At 43.3% G+C, this 17,243-nt stretch carries 12 protein-coding genes and 1 pseudogene; 5 read left to right on the top strand and 8 right to left on the bottom strand.

Features of this window, described 5'->3' with window-relative positions:
• Positions 1 to 81 precede the first annotated feature (81 nt).
• Entirely contained in the window at positions 82 to 2,196 is a 2,115-nt protein-coding gene (locus tag ACS8FB_RS08985) for a 2,4-dienoyl-CoA reductase FMN-binding domain-containing protein (protein WP_439262606.1), read from the top strand.
• A 94-nt stretch (positions 2,197 to 2,290) separates the two neighbouring features.
• On the opposite strand, the gene ACS8FB_RS08980 is transcribed toward ACS8FB_RS08985, so the two are convergent.
• The 6 genes and pseudogenes from ACS8FB_RS08980 to ACS8FB_RS08955 all read right to left on the bottom strand — a co-directional run bounded on the left by ACS8FB_RS08980 (position 2,291) and on the right by ACS8FB_RS08955 (position 7,650).
• Positions 2,291 to 3,190 (bottom strand): tetratricopeptide repeat protein, encoded by a 900-nt coding sequence (locus ACS8FB_RS08980; RefSeq protein ID WP_439262279.1) that lies wholly within the window; start codon positions 3,188 to 3,190, stop codon positions 2,291 to 2,293.
• Between the two features lie 50 nt (positions 3,191 to 3,240).
• A complete protein-coding gene (locus tag ACS8FB_RS08975) occupies positions 3,241 to 3,810 on the bottom strand; it encodes a hypothetical protein (protein WP_439262277.1) in 570 nt (189 codons plus the stop codon).
• A 3-nt stretch (positions 3,811 to 3,813) separates the two neighbouring features.
• The gene (locus ACS8FB_RS08970) at positions 3,814 to 4,755 is read right to left on the bottom strand and encodes a hypothetical protein (RefSeq protein ID WP_439262275.1); all 942 of its coding nucleotides are present in this window, start codon (positions 4,753 to 4,755) and stop codon (positions 3,814 to 3,816) included.
• A gap of 93 nt (positions 4,756 to 4,848) precedes the next feature.
• Positions 4,849 to 5,019, bottom strand: a pseudogene (locus ACS8FB_RS08965) (PAAR domain-containing protein); the annotation flags it as partial.
• Between the two features lie 253 nt (positions 5,020 to 5,272).
• Positions 5,273 to 6,277 (bottom strand): lipoate--protein ligase, encoded by a 1,005-nt coding sequence (locus ACS8FB_RS08960; RefSeq protein ID WP_439262274.1) that lies wholly within the window; start codon positions 6,275 to 6,277, stop codon positions 5,273 to 5,275.
• Positions 6,278 to 6,546: 269 nt separating this feature from the next.
• On the bottom strand, positions 6,547 to 7,650 hold the full coding sequence (locus tag ACS8FB_RS08955; RefSeq protein WP_439262272.1) for a M28 family peptidase: 1,104 nt from the start codon (positions 7,648 to 7,650) through the stop codon (positions 6,547 to 6,549).
• A 474-nt stretch (positions 7,651 to 8,124) separates the two neighbouring features.
• Here ACS8FB_RS08955 and trpB point away from each other — a divergent pair, with 474 nt between their 5' ends.
• Together trpB and ACS8FB_RS08945 are read left to right on the top strand one after the other, a co-directional pair.
• A complete protein-coding gene (trpB, locus tag ACS8FB_RS08950) occupies positions 8,125 to 9,351 on the top strand; it encodes a tryptophan synthase subunit beta (RefSeq protein WP_439262271.1) in 1,227 nt (408 codons plus the stop codon).
• A gap of 148 nt (positions 9,352 to 9,499) precedes the next feature.
• The gene (locus ACS8FB_RS08945; protein WP_439262269.1) at positions 9,500 to 10,402 is read left to right on the top strand and encodes a DMT family transporter; all 903 of its coding nucleotides are present in this window, start codon (positions 9,500 to 9,502) and stop codon (positions 10,400 to 10,402) included.
• A gap of 85 nt (positions 10,403 to 10,487) precedes the next feature.
• Here ACS8FB_RS08945 and ACS8FB_RS08940 read toward each other — a convergent pair whose 3' ends face one another.
• Entirely contained in the window at positions 10,488 to 11,636 is a 1,149-nt protein-coding gene (locus ACS8FB_RS08940; protein WP_439262267.1) for a hypothetical protein, read from the bottom strand.
• Positions 11,637 to 12,183: 547 nt separating this feature from the next.
• On the opposite strand from ACS8FB_RS08940, the gene nemA reads away from it, so the two are divergent.
• Positions 12,184 to 13,296, top strand: a complete 1,113-nt coding sequence (gene nemA, locus ACS8FB_RS08935; RefSeq protein ID WP_439262265.1) for an alkene reductase — start codon at positions 12,184 to 12,186, stop codon at positions 13,294 to 13,296.
• An 86-nt stretch (positions 13,297 to 13,382) separates the two neighbouring features.
• On the opposite strand, the gene ACS8FB_RS08930 is transcribed toward nemA, so the two are convergent.
• Positions 13,383 to 14,645: a BaiN/RdsA family NAD(P)/FAD-dependent oxidoreductase gene (locus tag ACS8FB_RS08930; protein WP_439262263.1), complete on the bottom strand. Its 1,263-nt coding sequence runs from the start codon at positions 14,643 to 14,645 to the stop codon at positions 13,383 to 13,385.
• A 477-nt stretch (positions 14,646 to 15,122) separates the two neighbouring features.
• Here ACS8FB_RS08930 and acs point away from each other — a divergent pair, with 477 nt between their 5' ends.
• Positions 15,123 to 17,093: an acetate--CoA ligase gene (gene acs / locus ACS8FB_RS08925; RefSeq protein WP_439262261.1), complete on the top strand. Its 1,971-nt coding sequence runs from the start codon at positions 15,123 to 15,125 to the stop codon at positions 17,091 to 17,093.
• Positions 17,094 to 17,243 lie beyond the last annotated feature (150 nt).

Here is a 17,243-nt window from a genome sequence, read left to right as displayed (position 1 = left end):
GATGATATGAGCGCCAGCCCTAATAGCGTAAGCCCAGTAGACTCAAATACTAAGACCTCTGATCGTATTGCGAGCACTGACATGGCGACGGATACCGCCAATGCATCTGAGCATTATCCGCACTTGTTTGAGCCATTAGATTTGGGCTTTACTACCCTTAAAAACCGTGTGGTTATGGGCTCAATGCACACAGGACTTGAAGATCGCTTTTATAACTACGGTAAACTGGCGGCGTATTTTGCGGAGCGCGCAAAGGGCGGCGTGGCGATGATGATTACGGGCGGTATCTCGCCCAATCGTGAAGGGTGGTTGTTGCCTGCTGGCGGCACCATGAATACGAGAGCTGACGTTATTAACCATCAGCGAGTCACTCGCGCGGCGCATAAATATGACAGCAAAATCATCATGCAAATCCTGCACAGTGGTCGCTACGGTTATCATCCATTTATCGTGTCATCAAGTCCTATTAAGTCGCCAATCACTCCTTTTAAACCGCGTAAAATGAGCATTAAAAATATCGAGCAGACGGTGAAGGACTATGCACGCTGTGCAAAACTTGCCAAGCAAGCAGGCTATGATGGTGTCGAAATCATGGGCTCTGAAGGTTATTTGCTTAATCAGTTTTTATCGCGTCATGTGAATAAACGTAAGGACGAATATGGCGGTGATATTCAAAATCGTATGAAGTTTGCAGTTGATGTGGTTAAGGCTGTCCGCGCGGCGGCTGGTGAAGATTTTATTATTCTATTTCGTTTGTCAGTGATTGACTTAGTCAAAGACGGCAACGTCATGGATGAGGTCATCACTGTGGCTAAAGCGCTAGAAGAAGCAGGCGTGACTATCATGAATACCGGTATCGGCTGGCATGAAGCGCGTGTCCCAACGATCGTGACAAGCGTCCCACGTGCTGCCTTTGTTGACTTTACAAGCGAGATTAAAAAACACATCAGTATCCCGATGATGGCGGCCAACCGGATTAATATGCCAGATACTGCCGAAGCCATCGTCGCTAGCGGTCAGGCCGACTTGATTCAAATGGCACGTCCATTCCTCGCCGATGCCAACTGGGTCAATAAAGCTAAAAATGGCGAAGCTGAGCGTATCAACACTTGTATCGCCTGTAACCAAGCTTGTCTCGATCATACGTTTGAAAACAAACGCTCAACTTGTCTGGTCAATCCGCAAGCTTGTCATGAGACCGAGCTGGTCTATAAAAAAACCAAAAAACCGCAAAAAGTCGCGGTCATTGGCGGCGGTGTCGCTGGCATGTCAGCGGCTCATGTTGCCGCCCTTCGTGGTCATGATGTCACTTTATTTGAAGCCAAAGATATCTTGGGCGGGCAGTTTAACTACGCCAAAGTCATCCCAGGCAAAGAAGAATTCTTTGAGACCATCCGCTACTATATCAATGAGCTTGAGCATTTAGGCGTTAAGATTCAGCTTAATACCAAAGTCGATAAGGCAATGCTTGAAAAAGCCAAATTCCATCATGTCATCGTTGCCACTGGCGTGGTGCCAAGAAGCTTAGCAGGTAAGCTCGAAGGCGCTGATTTGCCACAAGTGATGAGCTATGCAGAATTGTTATCGGGTGAAAAATCAGTCGGTGATACGGTCGCAGTCATTGGCGCTGGCGGTATTGGCTTTGATGTCAGCGAATACCTAACGGCCAATCATGGTCAGCCACTCGATGAGTTGGGGCCTAAAACGCTCAAGGATCCAAGCTATCGTCCAAAGGCGCAGTCGGTTGAAGAGTGGCGTGAAGAGTGGGGCGTTACGAATAGCCCTGATTATCAAACTGAAGGTGGCTTGCTCAAACCTGAAGGCATCACGCCTATTCGCCAAGTGTACCTTATGCAGCGCACTAAAGGACGCTTGGGTCGCAGCCTTAACAAAACCACTGGCTGGGTACACCGCGCTCATGTCAAGTCGCATGGCGTCATCCAAGTATCAGGCGCACAGTACGAAAAAATCACCAATGAAGGTATTTGGATAACCAATAACCAAGGTCAAAGCCAGCTGCTGCGTGTCGATAGTGTGGTAGTCTGTGCCGGTCAAGAGTCCGTGGTAGAGCTGATGCCCAATGTCGGTGATGCGCCAGATGCACAGTATCACCTCATCGGCGGCGCAAAGCTAGCAGCTGAATTAGATGCCAAACGTGCGATTCGTGATGGGGCTGAGGTTGCGGCGGCGATTTAGGGTTTTAGGTTTTAAAACATAGTAGTAATAATGAAACGGTAGGGGAGAGATTTCCTACCGTTTTTTACTTCGTAAATTGTGGCTCTATTTAATTCTACAAAGGTGCTTCAATATCACCTAATGTGAGACCAGTTTCTTGAGTGCTGTATATAGTGATGCCAGTATCGTCGATTTTACCATTCATGACCAATCTACCAATGCGATTACTTGCTTCTTGATTGCCTTGATCAGCCGCTTTTTTGTACCATTCGAAAGCTTCGTCGTAGTCTTGCGTTACGCCATAGCCATTCTCGTAGAGACCACCAATATTAAGTTGTGCCACATCTAACCCTTGGTCAGCCGCTTTGGTATACCACTCAAAAGCTTTGTCATAGTCTTGCGTCACACCATAACCGTTTTCATAAAAATTACCAATATTATTTTGAGCGTCAAAAGATCCATTGTTAGCTGCTAATAGATACCACTGCATTGCTTTTTGATAATCTTGCTCAATACCAATACTCTCATGATACATAATCCCGAGATTGAATTGAGCATCAGTATATCCTTGGTTAGCGGCTTGTTGAAACCATTCAAGTTTCTTTATCTCATCTTGTTTAACAGCAATACCTTCATGATATATAACGCCAAGATCAAATTGTGCATTAGCATATCCTTGGTTGGCGGCTTGTTTAATCCATTCAAATGCTTTTTGATAATTTTGATCTACGCCCAAACCTTCATAATACATAATACCTAGATAATGTTTAGCAGGTGCATAGCCTTGATCAGCGGCTTTTTGAAATAATTCAAAAGCTTTGTCATCATCTTCAGGGACTGAGTCACCTTCGTAATAGGCTAGCCCAAGTTTGTATATTTCAGCAGGGGTGCTTTGATTAGATAATATAGGTGTATTTGAAGACTCCGCTGAACAAGCAGAAGTCATTAAACTACTGGATAGTATTGTCGCTAGCAATATAGATTGGGTTAAGGTATAGATTTTTTTTTGATACATTATAATTCCTTTCGTTGACTCTTATAACTATTAAGTTTTAGAAAATAATATCAATTATCCGACTCTATACCACTACGACTATCATATTTTTCTTCATTTAGGTCATAGCAAGGCAAACTATAGTCATATAGTAGTTCTACTAACGTTCGAACTCCAGTAGAACTATATTCGACATCCTTTTGCATGTCGGTCATATATAGAAGAGTAGTTGCTTTGTCATTACATAAAATGCGCATATTTTTAGCTGTTTCTTTAGATTTTCCTACGGTTAAAGCTATATGGTTATCGTTGCCAATACTGTCCGTCACATCTATCCAACCTCTTTTGAGAAGATTATGCTCTAATCTCAATAGTCTATCTTTATCAAAACTATAGCCATAATACCAAGAATAAAACCAAACTTCGCGGTTGGTATAGTCATAATCACTTTCATCAGAGTTTAAAAAATCTGCGATATTATTCAGTTCAGATATCAACCAACTTTCCTTTTCAGTCAATTCTTGTTGATATATTTCAAGTTCTTTGTCTGGCTCTGAGTCTATAGTCCATACAAATAAAATAACAACGAAAGCAATAAGTGAAATATCAGATAGCTTATATTCTTTACCTCTTATTCTCACTGATTACTTTCCTGTATATTCTATTCTATTTTTTGCAGCGTTATACTTCATACCCTTTGCCAATTCCATATTTGTAGAACCTTTACTAGCACCAACAGAAGAACCGCCATTGGAAGCTTTAACAGTCCAACTTTTACCAAAACCACCACTTCCTGCTACAGTTTTACCATCGTGAGTGGTTTCAATAGCAGTAGTCGCTGGACCAACTTCGATGGAATATGAATGCCCTTGACCTGATAATATAGTATCAGTAGCGCTAGCATTACCTTTAATATTACTACTTATGATACGTCCAACCCCTACCTGAACACTAATAGAAGGTGCTTTATTGGTATTAACGTTGGCATTTGCGATTACGGGCTCATATACTTTCCCGTTATGAACATTTACAGACATTCCCATATCAATGCCAAAATGCTTAACGCCGCCGCCACCTGATATGTACACAAAATCTACGTTTGATCTTTGGCCAAATCGCAACATGGCAGTTGCTGCTGAGGCCTTAGTTCTTTGAGGAAAATCCTTTAATCCAGCTTCTATAACGCCAAGGTTTATAATCATAGCATTTTTAGTATGCTTGGCAACATTGACCGTGTTTTCACCAAACTCTTTCCCTTTCTTTTTAGTGCCACCCCAATATGAAGTTACAGTATCAACAGCTTCGTTATATGAATCTGACGCAAGAGCAGAGAGCTGATTTCCAATACCTTTTTCTTTATACCAAGTTGAATCAGAAACCAATAGATCACTAGGTTTATCTGCTAGATTATAGCTACCTAAATAATCTCCATCATTATTGTATTCATCGACTGCAATATTGCTAGGGTTACCTTCTGAACCATAATTACTTATTGAATCTTCTTTATGGTTGAACTCAATTACTTCAATAGCGAAGTGAATTTCTTCGAGTTCTTCCTCATTATCATCTACAAATGAATTACTCATAGCCGACTTAGGAAACACCAAAGGCTCAGGCTGCTCAACGCCCTCTACCTCAAAATCCGACTCCGCAAATGACTGCTGAATCGCAATCAGCTTCGCGCCGCAGCTAGTGACATCACCACCGCGTGCGATAGGAGCACCATCGACGATAAAGGTGGGATCACCTGTCAGAATAGTAGTGACCTTTTTGCATTTTTTACAGATGACTTTATCGCCTTTACGCGCGACAGGAATGCCGTTATGAGTGGTGTGCGGTGAGCCGGAGATGGGTCTTTGCGCCGACGGTGATATAGGCTGCCATAGTGCTACCTTGCTTAAATGCCTAAAGTGTAGACCCTTAACTTGAGTCTATTATTTGCAGGACATTATAAATAGTAAAATTACAAGATAGCAAACTTAAGTTTATTTAATTTTGTGGTACAGGTAGCATATTTAGTTTAGACATAGTTTAAAAAGCGCCTAAAGCATTAATTACAGGAAGAGTGTAGATATTTTATCAACGTTAATAATAAGCAGGTATCTAACCCTCAATCTCACTAGTCAACCACACAGACACATCATCAACTTGCGCTGCCAATTCAGGATGCGCTTTGCTTAATTCATCAAACTTAGCTTTAATCTCGTGTCTATCATATTTGATATCAGTTAGCGTCTCTTTTAATAGATCAATTAATTCAACGTTTAGTGCATCAGAGAAGATGACCACCTCGCTAATGACTGCGTGCTTGACATCAAGGTGCAAATCAATAATGCCCCAATCAAAGCGCGTCTCGATGTGATGAGTAAATTCAGGCGTCTTACCAAAGCGCCAATCCCAATCTGCCATTTGCTGATAGTATTTGTTCAGGTTAGGCTGCTTAGCGAGACTGGCTTCATCCAGCTCTTCTACTGGCGCGGTATCATTATAATATTCGTAAAACGCCTCGATAATCGCCTCGGATAAGGTCTCATGATTGATGTCTGTATTAAACTCTTTCAGGTTAGCGACGCGCGCACGGACAGATTTGATGCCTTTGGCTTTGAGCTTGAGCGGATGCGGATTGAGATAATCGCTGAGCTTTTGCATGTTAGCATTGACCAGTAATGTGCCATGATGAAAGCTACGATCCGCCGCATGTTTAAAGGCGCTGCCTGATATCTTTTTATCACCGACTTGCATATCGTTACGACCAGACAATTCAGCGTCTATGCCCAATTTTTTTAGCGCGTTAATAATGATGGTAAAGTTCGCTTCTTGATCGTAGTCGTCTTTGGGCGATAAAAAGGTAAAGTTGGTATTACCCAAGTCATGAAACACCGCGCCGCCGCCACTTTGACGCCGTGCTAGAAACACCTCGTCGGCTTCCATCTTATCAATTTTGCATTCTACCCATGGATTTTGTGAGCGCCCAATGACCACGGTCTCGCTATTGCGCCATAAAAATAGCGTGTGCGAGTCGGGGTTCAGCGTATTAAATATCCAATCTTCGGTCGCGAGGTTAAACCAAGGGTTGGTCACAGCAGACTTTAGAATGCGCAGTTTCATTGAGTGTCCTTTTTATTATGGAGATTGTTAGTAGCAGCTATTGTTGCCGATGCGGGGCTTTAATTCAATGGGGGTGTGGGAGAAAGGAATGGTTTTGAAGGGTTAATAAGGTTAGATATGTTGCTTTCGATTAATTTTTAAGTGTGGCGTAGGGTGGGTTAGCGAACGCGTAACCCACCGAATGATCTTCTGCTTTCAATAGCGGGTTACTTCTTGTTTTTATTCTCTACGAGAATTTAACAAGTCTAACGCCACCCTACGGCTCTAATCTATCTAATAGACTCAGCTTGTACTTGTTCTGCGATAAGCTCAGTGACAATCCGAGCAAACGCGCTCATACGCTGCTTGATACGCTCTTCGCCCAAAGCCTCTGTCAATACCGCTTCGTTGTCCACATCGGGGTTGTGCCACGAATAGCCATCTGGAATATCAGGGTTGTCCGTTTGCGTATAGCCATCAAAATCTGGGCCTAAGCTCCAGTTGGTTGCCTCAAAAGCGACTACAGGCATAATACTGTCGAACGATTCTTGATCGCTACAACAGCCTACGCCAAGTGGCTTATAAGGCTCGGTTTCGCCCGGAGGAATGATCGCTGGGTTTACTTGCAAGCCAAGATTAAGCTCGTTTGCAATACGCAGCGCCGCTTCACGTAATTTGACATTGGCTGCAATCTCATTGCCATCATCGTCATAACTATTGTCCCCAGCGTTAGCATACATATTATCGCCTGTGAGCAAGCTATCCAAATTAATCATACCAATAGCATTGTCAATCTCATCTTGGCTTAAGCTTGCGACAAATGCTTTAGAGCCTTGCAGGCCACCTTCTTCAGAGCCAAACGCTATAAATTTAATCGTATCTGCGGTATTGACTCCGTTAAAATGATAGACTAGTTCACTTAGTACGCCAGAGCCTGAGGCATTGTCGTCTAATCCTTCAAGATCGATATAGTTGGGATACTGCGTCGCTGAATCATAGTGAGCGCCTACGTATAAAGTACGTCCGGTATTTTTTGTGCCCTCATGAGTGACAACCACATTTTGACTGGCAATCGCTTGCTCAGCAAATGGCCCACGAGACGCGACAAAAGTAAAAGGCTCTAGTATCACTTCATCGCCATTAGTACCAAAGGTCATGCGCTGTTTCATATATTGAGCAGCAGCAAGCTCGGTACTCGACCCCATATAACGCCCTGAATAGTCACGCGCTAAGGTCAGTGCAGTCTCGGTACCATACTCCCCGTATGTGATGACAGGGGTAATGTTCGTCTCGCTATCGTCATCATTACATGCGGTTACACCTGCAACCATCATGGCTATAGCTAAGACTTTTATTGTCTGTTTTGGTGCTTGTTTCACTATTGTCTGTAACATCGTCAGCATCCCTGTTTCAGTTATCGTAAAAGACCTAATCAGTAATATAAAACGTTTCTAGTCCAAAGTGTGAATAGTTTTATAGAGACATTGTTGTAAGTTACGTTCTATTAAGATGGGCAGGTGGATGATGACTGTGGAAAATTAAGTAACGAAGTTTTCATAACACGTCTTGATATAAATCGCCCTTACTGTGCGCCTTTGTCACTGTTCGATTGTTCAATGCTGCAAAACATTCATCTCAGTAACACAGTACTTATTTTTAGTGGATTGACTATATAAATACGTGCAAATCAACGCTAGTTATTGACCTTAAACAAGACTTACCTTAAAATATGTTTCAGTGTACTAGAACGTTAATACAAAGGTTTTATTATAACGCTATAAAATAACGTGCTCGGACAATTTTTCAGACTATAAGTCGTCAAATATCACAACTTTCAACATTATAATTTCAGATACTAGGGTTTAACGATGACAACAGACAAGATGACCGACAGCTATGGCTTACATCACTCTATCTTGCCAAGTAACGATGGTCTATACGGTGAGTTCGGCGGTAAGATTGAACACCCGCAGCTTGCCAAAGCTATGGATGACATTGAGCAAGGATTTCGCGAAATTATTAAAGATAATGACTTTATCAAAGAGATGAGCCGCTTGCGTCAGACTTATGTTGGTCGCCCAAGTCCGATATTTCATGCCAGACGCTTAAGCGCACATTGCGGCGGGGCGCAGATTTATTTTAAGCGTGAAGATCTCAATCATACGGGCGCGCACAAGATTAATCACTGCTTAGGTGAAGTATTACTTGCCAAAAAACTAGGCAAAACCAAGGTCATTGCGGAGACGGGCGCAGGGCAACATGGCGTGGCGTTGGCAACCGCAGCGGCGTTGATGGGCCTTGAGTGTGAGATCCATATGGGTGTCGTTGATATCGAAAAAGAGCATCCCAATGTCAGCCGGATGAAAATACTAGGCGCGAAGATCGTCCCTGTATCGCGCGGGGCAGGGACACTAAAAGAGGCGGTCGATAGCGCTTTTGAGACTTATCTTGATGAGCTGGATACCAGTCTATTTGCTATTGGCTCAGCTTTAGGCCCTGCACCGTATCCTGAAATCGTCAGTTATTTTCAATCGGTCGTTGGCCGCGAAGCAAGAGCGCAGTTCTTAGAGACAACTGGTAAGCTCCCTAATAAAGTGGTCGCTTGTGTCGGCGGTGGCTCTAATGCTATCGGCATTTTTAGTGGTTTTTTGGACGACAAAGAGGTCGAGAAAGTTGGGGTGGAACCTGCAGGTGAAGGCTTAGAGACATCCAATCACGCCGCTACCATGACGTTAGGAGTAAAAGGCGCGCTGCATGGCTTTAAGTGTTATGTCTTGCTAGATGAAGATGGCGAGCCTGCCCCTGTACATTCGATTGCCTCAGGTCTTGATTACCCGGGCGTTGGGCCACAGCATTCGCTTTTGCGCGATATGGGTTTAGCGACTTATGAGTCGGCAACCGACGCAGAGTGCTTGGATGCCTTTATGGCGTTATCAAGATTAGAAGGTATTATTCCTGCCTTAGAAACTGCCCATGCCATTGCCTATGCGATGAGAGTTGCCAAAGACATGTCGCCTGATGAGACTATTTTGGTCAATTTATCCGGGCGCGGTGATAAGGATATTGATTTTATTTTGGATAAAGTCAAGTTATAACGAATTAATTACTGACGAATACATAAAACAGCACCTATCAAGCGATTAACAAGTTATCATCATGGCGTTTTTAACGACATAATACGTCTCATGACATAACTTTTTACGACTTAGCAAAAGCAGTCTAAACGCTTAATAGGATTAACCAGTGACTAAACGCGACCTCATTATCTTTTTTACCCTCTCTTTTATGTGGTCGCTGTCTTTTATATTCTATCGTGTTGGGGTTCCTGAGTTTGGTTCGATAGCATTTGCAAGCCTACGAGTGCTGTTCGCAGGTTTCACTATGCTGGTCTTTTTATTGATCAGCTTAGAGAATCGGCGCGGTATTCGTGAAAACTGGAAGCTATTGACCGTCGTCGGCTTGGTTTCTACGGCCATTCCATTTGTGCTATTTTCATTTTCAGCCCAGTCAGTGAACGCTGGTGTATTGGCAGTGCTAAACGCCTCTGTGCCGATGATGAGTGGCTTTATCGCCAGTACATTTTTTAATGATAAGCTCTCAAAAAAGCAAATTCTTGGTTTATTTATCGGTCTGGTCGGTGTCGTTATTTTGATGAGTGAGAGTCTATTTGCTGGTAGTGAGTCAGACACAAGTTTGCTTGAAGGGTTATTGCCAATGGGCTACGCGCTACTAGGCTGTGTCGGTTATGCTACAGGGGCCAATATCACCAAAAACTATTTGCAAGGCTTGTCGCCGATTGCTATCACTGCTGGCTCGACCATTATTGCCAGCATGGTCATGCTACCTATTGGCTTATATGAGTTTCCATATGGCAAGAGTATTAGTCTACAAGCATGGGTATCTGTCATCTGCATCGGGGTATTTTCGACGGCAATCGCGCTGATTTTTATGAATCAGCTGATTAAAAATATTGGCCCAATGCGCGCGACGAGTATCACTTTAGTTATTCCAATTTTTGCGATATTCTTTGGTTATGTATTGCTGGGTGAAGCGTTAGATTTGGGCGCAATTATTGGTTCAGCAGTCATTTTATTTGGTACATACCTGTCTTTAAATATCTCTTTTAAAAAGATGCTAAGGTCGTAAAACACGAGTAATTATAAAACAGTAAAAAATAGTGTGGGCGTGCCTATTTAAATATTTTTGGAATCGGTATGTATAAAATAGGGTTTTATTGCTTGTCCTTGTCTACACAAATGACACCATGCAAACAGTTTCTATCTCTAACTGTATCATGCAGCGAAGATATATCTAACGCTTGACTCAATTGATAATGAGTTACTTCCCATTCGTTTATTTTATGACCGTTTTCATCTTTATCAGGGACAGGGTATAACTGATGACGTTCGCTATCCGACTGCGCCATAAATACCAAAAGCTTTTGTACGTCTTCAGCCAGTTGACTGTCAGTACGCTCAGCCAATTGCGTCATCAAGCGCTCGTCTTTTAATAGATAGAATTTGCGGGCCTCATCATCGATCCATTGAGTGTTTTCTGAGCCAAAAAAGAGTAGATAGCGATAGGTATCTAGCAAAGCTTTGACATCATCATAGAATCTACTATCTGGGTAACGGCCTATAAAATCTTCCCAAAATACAGCGCGTTCAACCAACTCTTCAAGAGATATACCAATTGCAGCATCGAACCAAAATATCTCTTGATTGTCTTGCGCCATTCGCTGGATAAACTCACTTTGGTCATCTGGTAGATAAGGGGTGAACATATCAGCCATGGCCGAAAGGTCGTGATGAAAGGCAAAGTGACCTTCGCCTATATATCGGACACTGACGTCAGCTTTGCTCCTTACCAAGCTAATAAGATAGCGGACACGAGGATTTACCAGCTTTAATTGCGCTACCGTTAATTTTCCATCTTGGTCAATATTATCCATGACGCTGTAAAATGCTTCATCATCCATAGAGCTATCAGTATTCAAAAAACGTCCATACATCGCTTGGTAGGCTTCTAGCCATTGAAGTATCTCGGCATTGTCTGCCACTGGTAAGCAAGCCTCTATTTGACGTTGAACTGCATGAATATCTTCGATTTTACTTTTATTATCAATGGTATTTATCGTGTCATCAAGCTTGGAACAAATGAGCTGCTCTTTTAATGTTTTTTCAGATAGTGTAACCAATGCTTTAGTAAGAGCTTTTGGCGTTTTCGCTTCTGTAAGAGGCTGTGTACTTGGCGCTGCTTCGGTTTGTGCTGACGTTGAGGGCGCATCTGATGAATCAGTTTTATCCGAAGGCGGCTGGCAAGCAGTTAGGCCAAGCAGTAAGCTTGCACCTATGATGAGTGTTCTTCTGTTCATTTGCACAGACTGCATCCTTTTAATACTCAATAGAGTATTAATCTTAGTTTTTAAAAAATTATTTTGACTATTCAATATGCAATAAATTGGCTTAATTGTAAAAAATTAGAACAATCTTATCGAGTTAATAGAAGACTATTGTTTGCTTGTATACATTCTACTCTTTTATATTCTTTAGAGATAGTCAATCTGTAACCTTTTTCAATTATCAAATAGAGCTGAAAAGGTGTTTCTGTTTGTAAAGTTTGCTTGAATAATAATAGGCATCCCTTATAAAGAGAACGGTCGTTCAATATAGGTGTTTAAGTATTGGTACTTAAGTATAAGTATTCAGACGTATGTTCTTGAATACAGATTCTTATTTGATAGATATCCATTTAAGAGGTGATCATCTAATGGGTATTGATTCAAAAAGTACTTACTGATCTATCGAACAAACATACATTTTGTTGACCTAATGACTCATAAAGATTTCATAATTATAAATAAATTGCTTTATAGTTGTGAATATCATTTTTACCCATATTTTTTATAACCACAAACAAGGCATACTATGGCTTACGATAATTTATTTGAAACAGTAAAAATGGGCACTCAAACCCTAAAAAACCGCATCATTATGGCACCACTAACTCGTCTACGCGCTGTTGAGCCAGGCGATGTACCAACGGCATTAGCAGGTGAATACTATTCACAGCGTGCAGCGGGAGCGGGCCTTGTGATCGCTGAGGCGACGCAAGTATCATTGCAAGCAAAAGGTTATGCAGGTGCGCCTGGCATCCATACTAAAGATCAGATGACCGCGTGGAAAGCCATCGTCGATAATGTCCATGCTAAAGGCGGTAAGATCGTCGTACAGCTATGGCACACGGGTCTAGTGGCGCATGAAAGTGTACAGCCTGATGGTAAGGCGCCTATTTCAGCGTCGGACGTCGAAGTCGGCGCTCGCACCTCTTTACGTGATAGCGATAATCAAGCGATTCGCGTTGAAACGACGCCACCACGTCCAGCCACCGCTGATGAAATCAAGCAAGTGATTAAGGACTTTGCTTATGCAACCAAGACGGCACGAGAAGCAGGATTTGACGGCGTAGAGGTTCATGGTGCCCATGGTTATCTGTTGCATCAATTCTGGGTTGAACAAACCAACAAGCGTGATGACGAATACGGCGGCAGTCGTGAAAACCGCGCGCGCTTAACCCTTGATGTCATCGATGCTTGTGTCGATGAGTGGGACAACGATCACGTCGGTATTCGACTCTCGCCACAGGGCACGTTTAACGCCGTAGAAGCCGGCTATGATGAAGATGATAACATCTGGCTCATTGAGCAAATCAATAAACGCGGTTTGATGTATCTTCATCTCTCTGAGCCTGATTGGGCAGGAGGCACGCCATATAATGACGGTTTCCGCCAGCGTATTCGTGATGCCTTTGACAATACGATCATTGCAGCGGGTGGCTATACGGCCGAAAAAGCAGAAAGAAATGTCCGTGAAGGCTATATTGACGCGGTTGCGTTTGGTCGTGATTTCATTGCAAACCCTGATTTGCCTGAGCGTATTCGTCAAGATGCGCCGCTCAATGAACAGCATCCACAAACCTTCTATGGTGGCGGTGCTGAGGGTTATACCGATTATCCGTATTTGGAGCAAAAACAAGCGTAAGTGTACGCTTAGTTTTACATGTTAATATAATAAAAAGCCGCCTTACTGTCATAGTAGGGCGGCTTTTTTTGAGCTTGTATTAATGGTTAAACGACTTCGCCGCAGACAAAACCGCTTGCCCAGGCCCATTGAAAGTTATAGCCGCCAAGCCAGCCCGTGACATCAAGCACCTCACCGATAAAGTATAGACCGTCCTGAAAATTGCTCTGCATTGTTTTTGACGACACCTCATCGGTTTTTACGCCGCCACGCGTCACCTCAGCGGTACGATAGCCTTCCGTACCAGAGGGTTTGAGTTGCCAATTATTAATAGTATTCCCAAGCTCGCTTAGGCGCTCATCTTTAATATTGGCAAGCTCTTTGTCTTTAATATCGTCCCACAGCGTTGTCTGTAGGGCTGTCAGTAGTTTTTTAGGCAATGCATTGTCTGTATAGTCTGCCAGTACAGTACGGATGAGCTGCTTTGGGTGCGATTTTTTATGAGCAAGTAGTAGGGTGGTGACATCGATATCAGGCAGTAAGTTGATATTGATGTGCTCGCCCGTCTGCCAATAATTGGACAGCTGGAGCATGGCAGGACCAGATAGACCGCGATGGGTAAAGAGTAACGGCAGCTTAAACGAGATGCGCTCGTTACTGGCAATTACGGGCAAACTAATACCAGCCAAGGCGCGGATAAGCTCGCCCGTCTTATCGGTAAAGGTAAAGGGCACGAGGCTGGCATCGGTTGGCATAAGCTGATGCCCAAACTGCTGCGCCAGCTCATAACCAAGACCGCTTGCGCCCATCGTTGGTATAGATAGGCCACCAGTCGCCACGACTAACGAGTCACAGCTGTATTTGTGTTGCGAAGGTTTAACGCTATTGGCGATATCTTTTTTACTCAGTTTTTTAGAGGTCGATAGATTGAATCTTTTATATTCAGTCTCATTGACATCGATCTTATCAATCTGGGTATTAATGCGTATTTGCACACCTACCGCCGCGCATTCATCAAGTAGCATAGTGACGATATCTTGCGCAGAATCATCACAAAACAGCTGACCGTGCTCACGCTCATGGTATGGGATTTTATGCTGTTCAACCATGCCGATAAACTCCCAACTGGGGTAACGGCTCAGTGCTGACTTACAAAAATGTGGGTTGGCACTGATAAAATGCTCAGGCTCGACGAAGTAATTGGTAAAGTTACAGCGTCCACCGCCCGACATCAGGATCTTTTTGCCGACTTTATTGGCATGATCGAGCACCAATACGCGGCGGCCTCGACGCCCAGCGGTGAGTGCGCAGTATAGCCCTGAGGCCCCTGCGCCAACAATGATGACATCATAATGGGTATTATTATCCATGACGGTTTTGGTCCATAAAGCGCTGCTTTTAAACAAACGTAAAAATAAGGTAGAAGCAATGATACAAATACGCTGATATAAGTATCATTCAAATAGTGTATCTAGAGTGGCTATTGTCCATATTTAACCTAGGGTTACAAGGATTAAATACTTATCAGGTTTTTACCATGCCCTAATAGAAAGTATAAATACATAAGTAAACAGCTGTACATTGGAATTGTTGTAATTAGTCGTTAGTGTCTTGCATCACTTCTTCTTATTTGTCAAACTAGAATCAAGGCGTCACTCATTATGGAAGATGATAGCCTGTTGTCTGCACCCACCATTGTTACTGATGAGCTGCCGATTAGCATTGTCTGATAGTAGTATTATCGCTTCAGTTTCAGTCAGTCTATTAGGTAGTTTTTTCTTTTATTTTCAATATCTCTTATTTTCGATATTTTATGCAGACAATGATAATTAAAAAAGGAATGTCTCATGACTCAAAAATCTTTTCCTATTACGGCTGAGTTTATCGCCGCTGCCAATACCACCGCTGAGCAGTATACCCAAGACTATGAGCGGTCAGTCAAATCACCCGAGGCCACTGATGCTTTTTGGGCTGAGCGTGCTGAGCTAATTGATTGGATGAAAAAGCCAACTATTATTAGCAACGTCAATTATGACTTGGACGACTTTCGTATTAAATGGTACGAGGATGGCGAGCTAAATATTTCGGTAAATTGTCTTGATCGACATCTTAAAACTAACCCCTACAAGCCTGCCATTATTTGGGAAGGGGATCATCCTTCTTTGCATAAAATTATCTCTTTTAAAGAGCTTCATGCTGAAGTTTGTCGTTTAGGTAATGCGATGCGTAAGCTTGGGGTCAAAAAAGGCGATCGTGTGACCCTATATATGCCGATGATACCTGAAGCGATGGTAGGGATGCTAGCATGTACGCGTATCGGTGCGGTGCATTCGGTGGTGTTTGGTGGATTCTCTGCTGAGAGCTTAGGTAACCGTATCGTTGATAGTCAATCCAAAATCGTGATTACGGCTGATGAAGGTCTACGCGGTAATAAGCACAATCCGCTTAAGGTCAATGTTGATCGTGCGCTAGATATGGAGGGTACTGATAGCGTTGAAAAGGTCATTGTCGTGCATCGTACAGGTAATTCGATTCCGATGAGTGGTCGCCGTGATGTTTGGTATCATTCTTTAATCGCTGGTGAACAAGAGCAGTGCGAGCCTGAAGTCATGAATAGCGAGGACCCGTTATTTTTGTTATATACCTCTGGTTCAACTGGCAAACCGAAAGGTGTGCTGCATACGACTGGTGGTTATATTACCTACGCGCTATCAACCTTTCGCGATGTCTTCGATATCAAAGACGATGATGTGTATTGGTGTACGGCAGATGTTGGCTGGGTGACCGGTCATACGTATTCTACCTATGGGCCGCTTGCCAATGGTACGACGACAGTGATGTTTGAGGGCGTGCCTGAATATCCAACATGGGCGCGGATTGGTCATATTATTGATAAGCATAAAATTACGGTTTTATATACGGCACCGACGGCGATTCGCTCGATGATGAAAGAGGGTGATACCTTTGTCCGTGAGTCAGATCGCTCAAGTTTACGTCTGCTTGGTACCGTTGGTGAACCTATCAACCCTGAGGCGTGGGATTGGTATTATGATGTCGTTGGTGGTGGTCGTTGCCCAATCGTAGATACATGGTGGCAGACCGAAACAGGTGGTATTTTGCTGGCTCCGATACCAGGTACGGTAGCGCTCAAACCGGGTGCTGCGATGAATCCTTTATATGGCATCATACCGCAAGTGATCGATACTGATGATACGGCTCTTGAAGGTCCCGCTGAGGGCAATCTTGTCATTAGTAATAGCTGGCCGGGACAGATGCGTACTATTTATCATGACCATGAACGCTTTTTGGAGACCTACTTTACTGAGTATCCAGGCTACTACTTTACTGGTGATGGGGTACAACGCGATGAAGACGGGCATTATTGGATTACCGGCCGCGTCGATGATGTACTTAATGTCTCAGGGCACCGTCTGGGCACTGCAGAAGTTGAAAGTGCAGTAGACGCTCATCCTTCTACGGTTGAAGCCGCTGTCGTCGGTATGCCGCATGACATTCGCGGCGTAGGTATTGCTGCCTTTATTATTCTCAGTATAGGAGAGGTTGCAAGCGATCAGCTAAAAGCTGAGCTAAATCGCCATGTGCGCACCGAGATTGGACCAATTGCCAATTTAGATGCTATCTATGTCGTTGAGGCTCTACCCAAAACCCGATCTGGTAAGATTATGCGTCGCATCTTACGTAATATCGCTGCAGGGCAGTATGTTGGGCTTGGTGACCTGTCAACCCTTGCTGATAGCTCGGTCATCAACAAGATAATTGATGTGGTCAAAGCAGAACGCGAGGCAAAACACTGTTAGTAAGCAACTGTTAGTAAGCAATAAAATAGCGAACCATAATTATAAACAGGATTCATAAGTATGGTTCGCGCGCAACTTTACTAGACAAACATCAAATATCACAAAAGTCATGCTGTTTTTAATAGCATGACTTTTTAATATAGACAGCAT

Origin of the sequence: Psychrobacter sp. 1U1 (assembly GCF_051847535.1) — a bacterium.
Taxonomy (GTDB): domain Bacteria; phylum Pseudomonadota; class Gammaproteobacteria; order Pseudomonadales; family Moraxellaceae; genus Psychrobacter; species Psychrobacter saeujeotis.
This window is presented reverse-complemented; position numbering and strand designations above follow the sequence as displayed.

What these genes read in the sequence shown, in the direction of transcription:
- ACS8FB_RS08985 (WP_439262606.1), top strand. Translation starts at nt 82, where the DNA reads ATGGCGACGGATACCGCCAATGCATCTGAGCATTATCCGCACTTGTTT.
- acs (WP_439262261.1), top strand. Translation starts at nt 15,123, where the DNA reads ATGACTCAAAAATCTTTTCCTATTACGGCTGAGTTTATCGCCGCTGCC.
- ACS8FB_RS08960 (WP_439262274.1), bottom strand. Translation starts at nt 6,277, where the DNA reads ATGAAACTGCGCATTCTAAAGTCTGCTGTGACCAACCCTTGGTTTAAC.
- nemA (WP_439262265.1), top strand. Translation starts at nt 12,184, where the DNA reads ATGGCTTACGATAATTTATTTGAAACAGTAAAAATGGGCACTCAAACC.
- ACS8FB_RS08980 (WP_439262279.1), bottom strand. Translation starts at nt 3,190, where the DNA reads ATGTATCAAAAAAAAATCTATACCTTAACCCAATCTATATTGCTAGCG.
- ACS8FB_RS08930 (WP_439262263.1), bottom strand. Translation starts at nt 14,645, where the DNA reads ATGGATAATAATACCCATTATGATGTCATCATTGTTGGCGCAGGGGCC.
- ACS8FB_RS08970 (WP_439262275.1), bottom strand. Translation starts at nt 4,755, where the DNA reads ATGAGTAATTCATTTGTAGATGATAATGAGGAAGAACTCGAAGAAATT.
- trpB (WP_439262271.1), top strand. Translation starts at nt 8,125, where the DNA reads ATGACAACAGACAAGATGACCGACAGCTATGGCTTACATCACTCTATC.
- ACS8FB_RS08955 (WP_439262272.1), bottom strand. Translation starts at nt 7,650, where the DNA reads ATGTTACAGACAATAGTGAAACAAGCACCAAAACAGACAATAAAAGTC.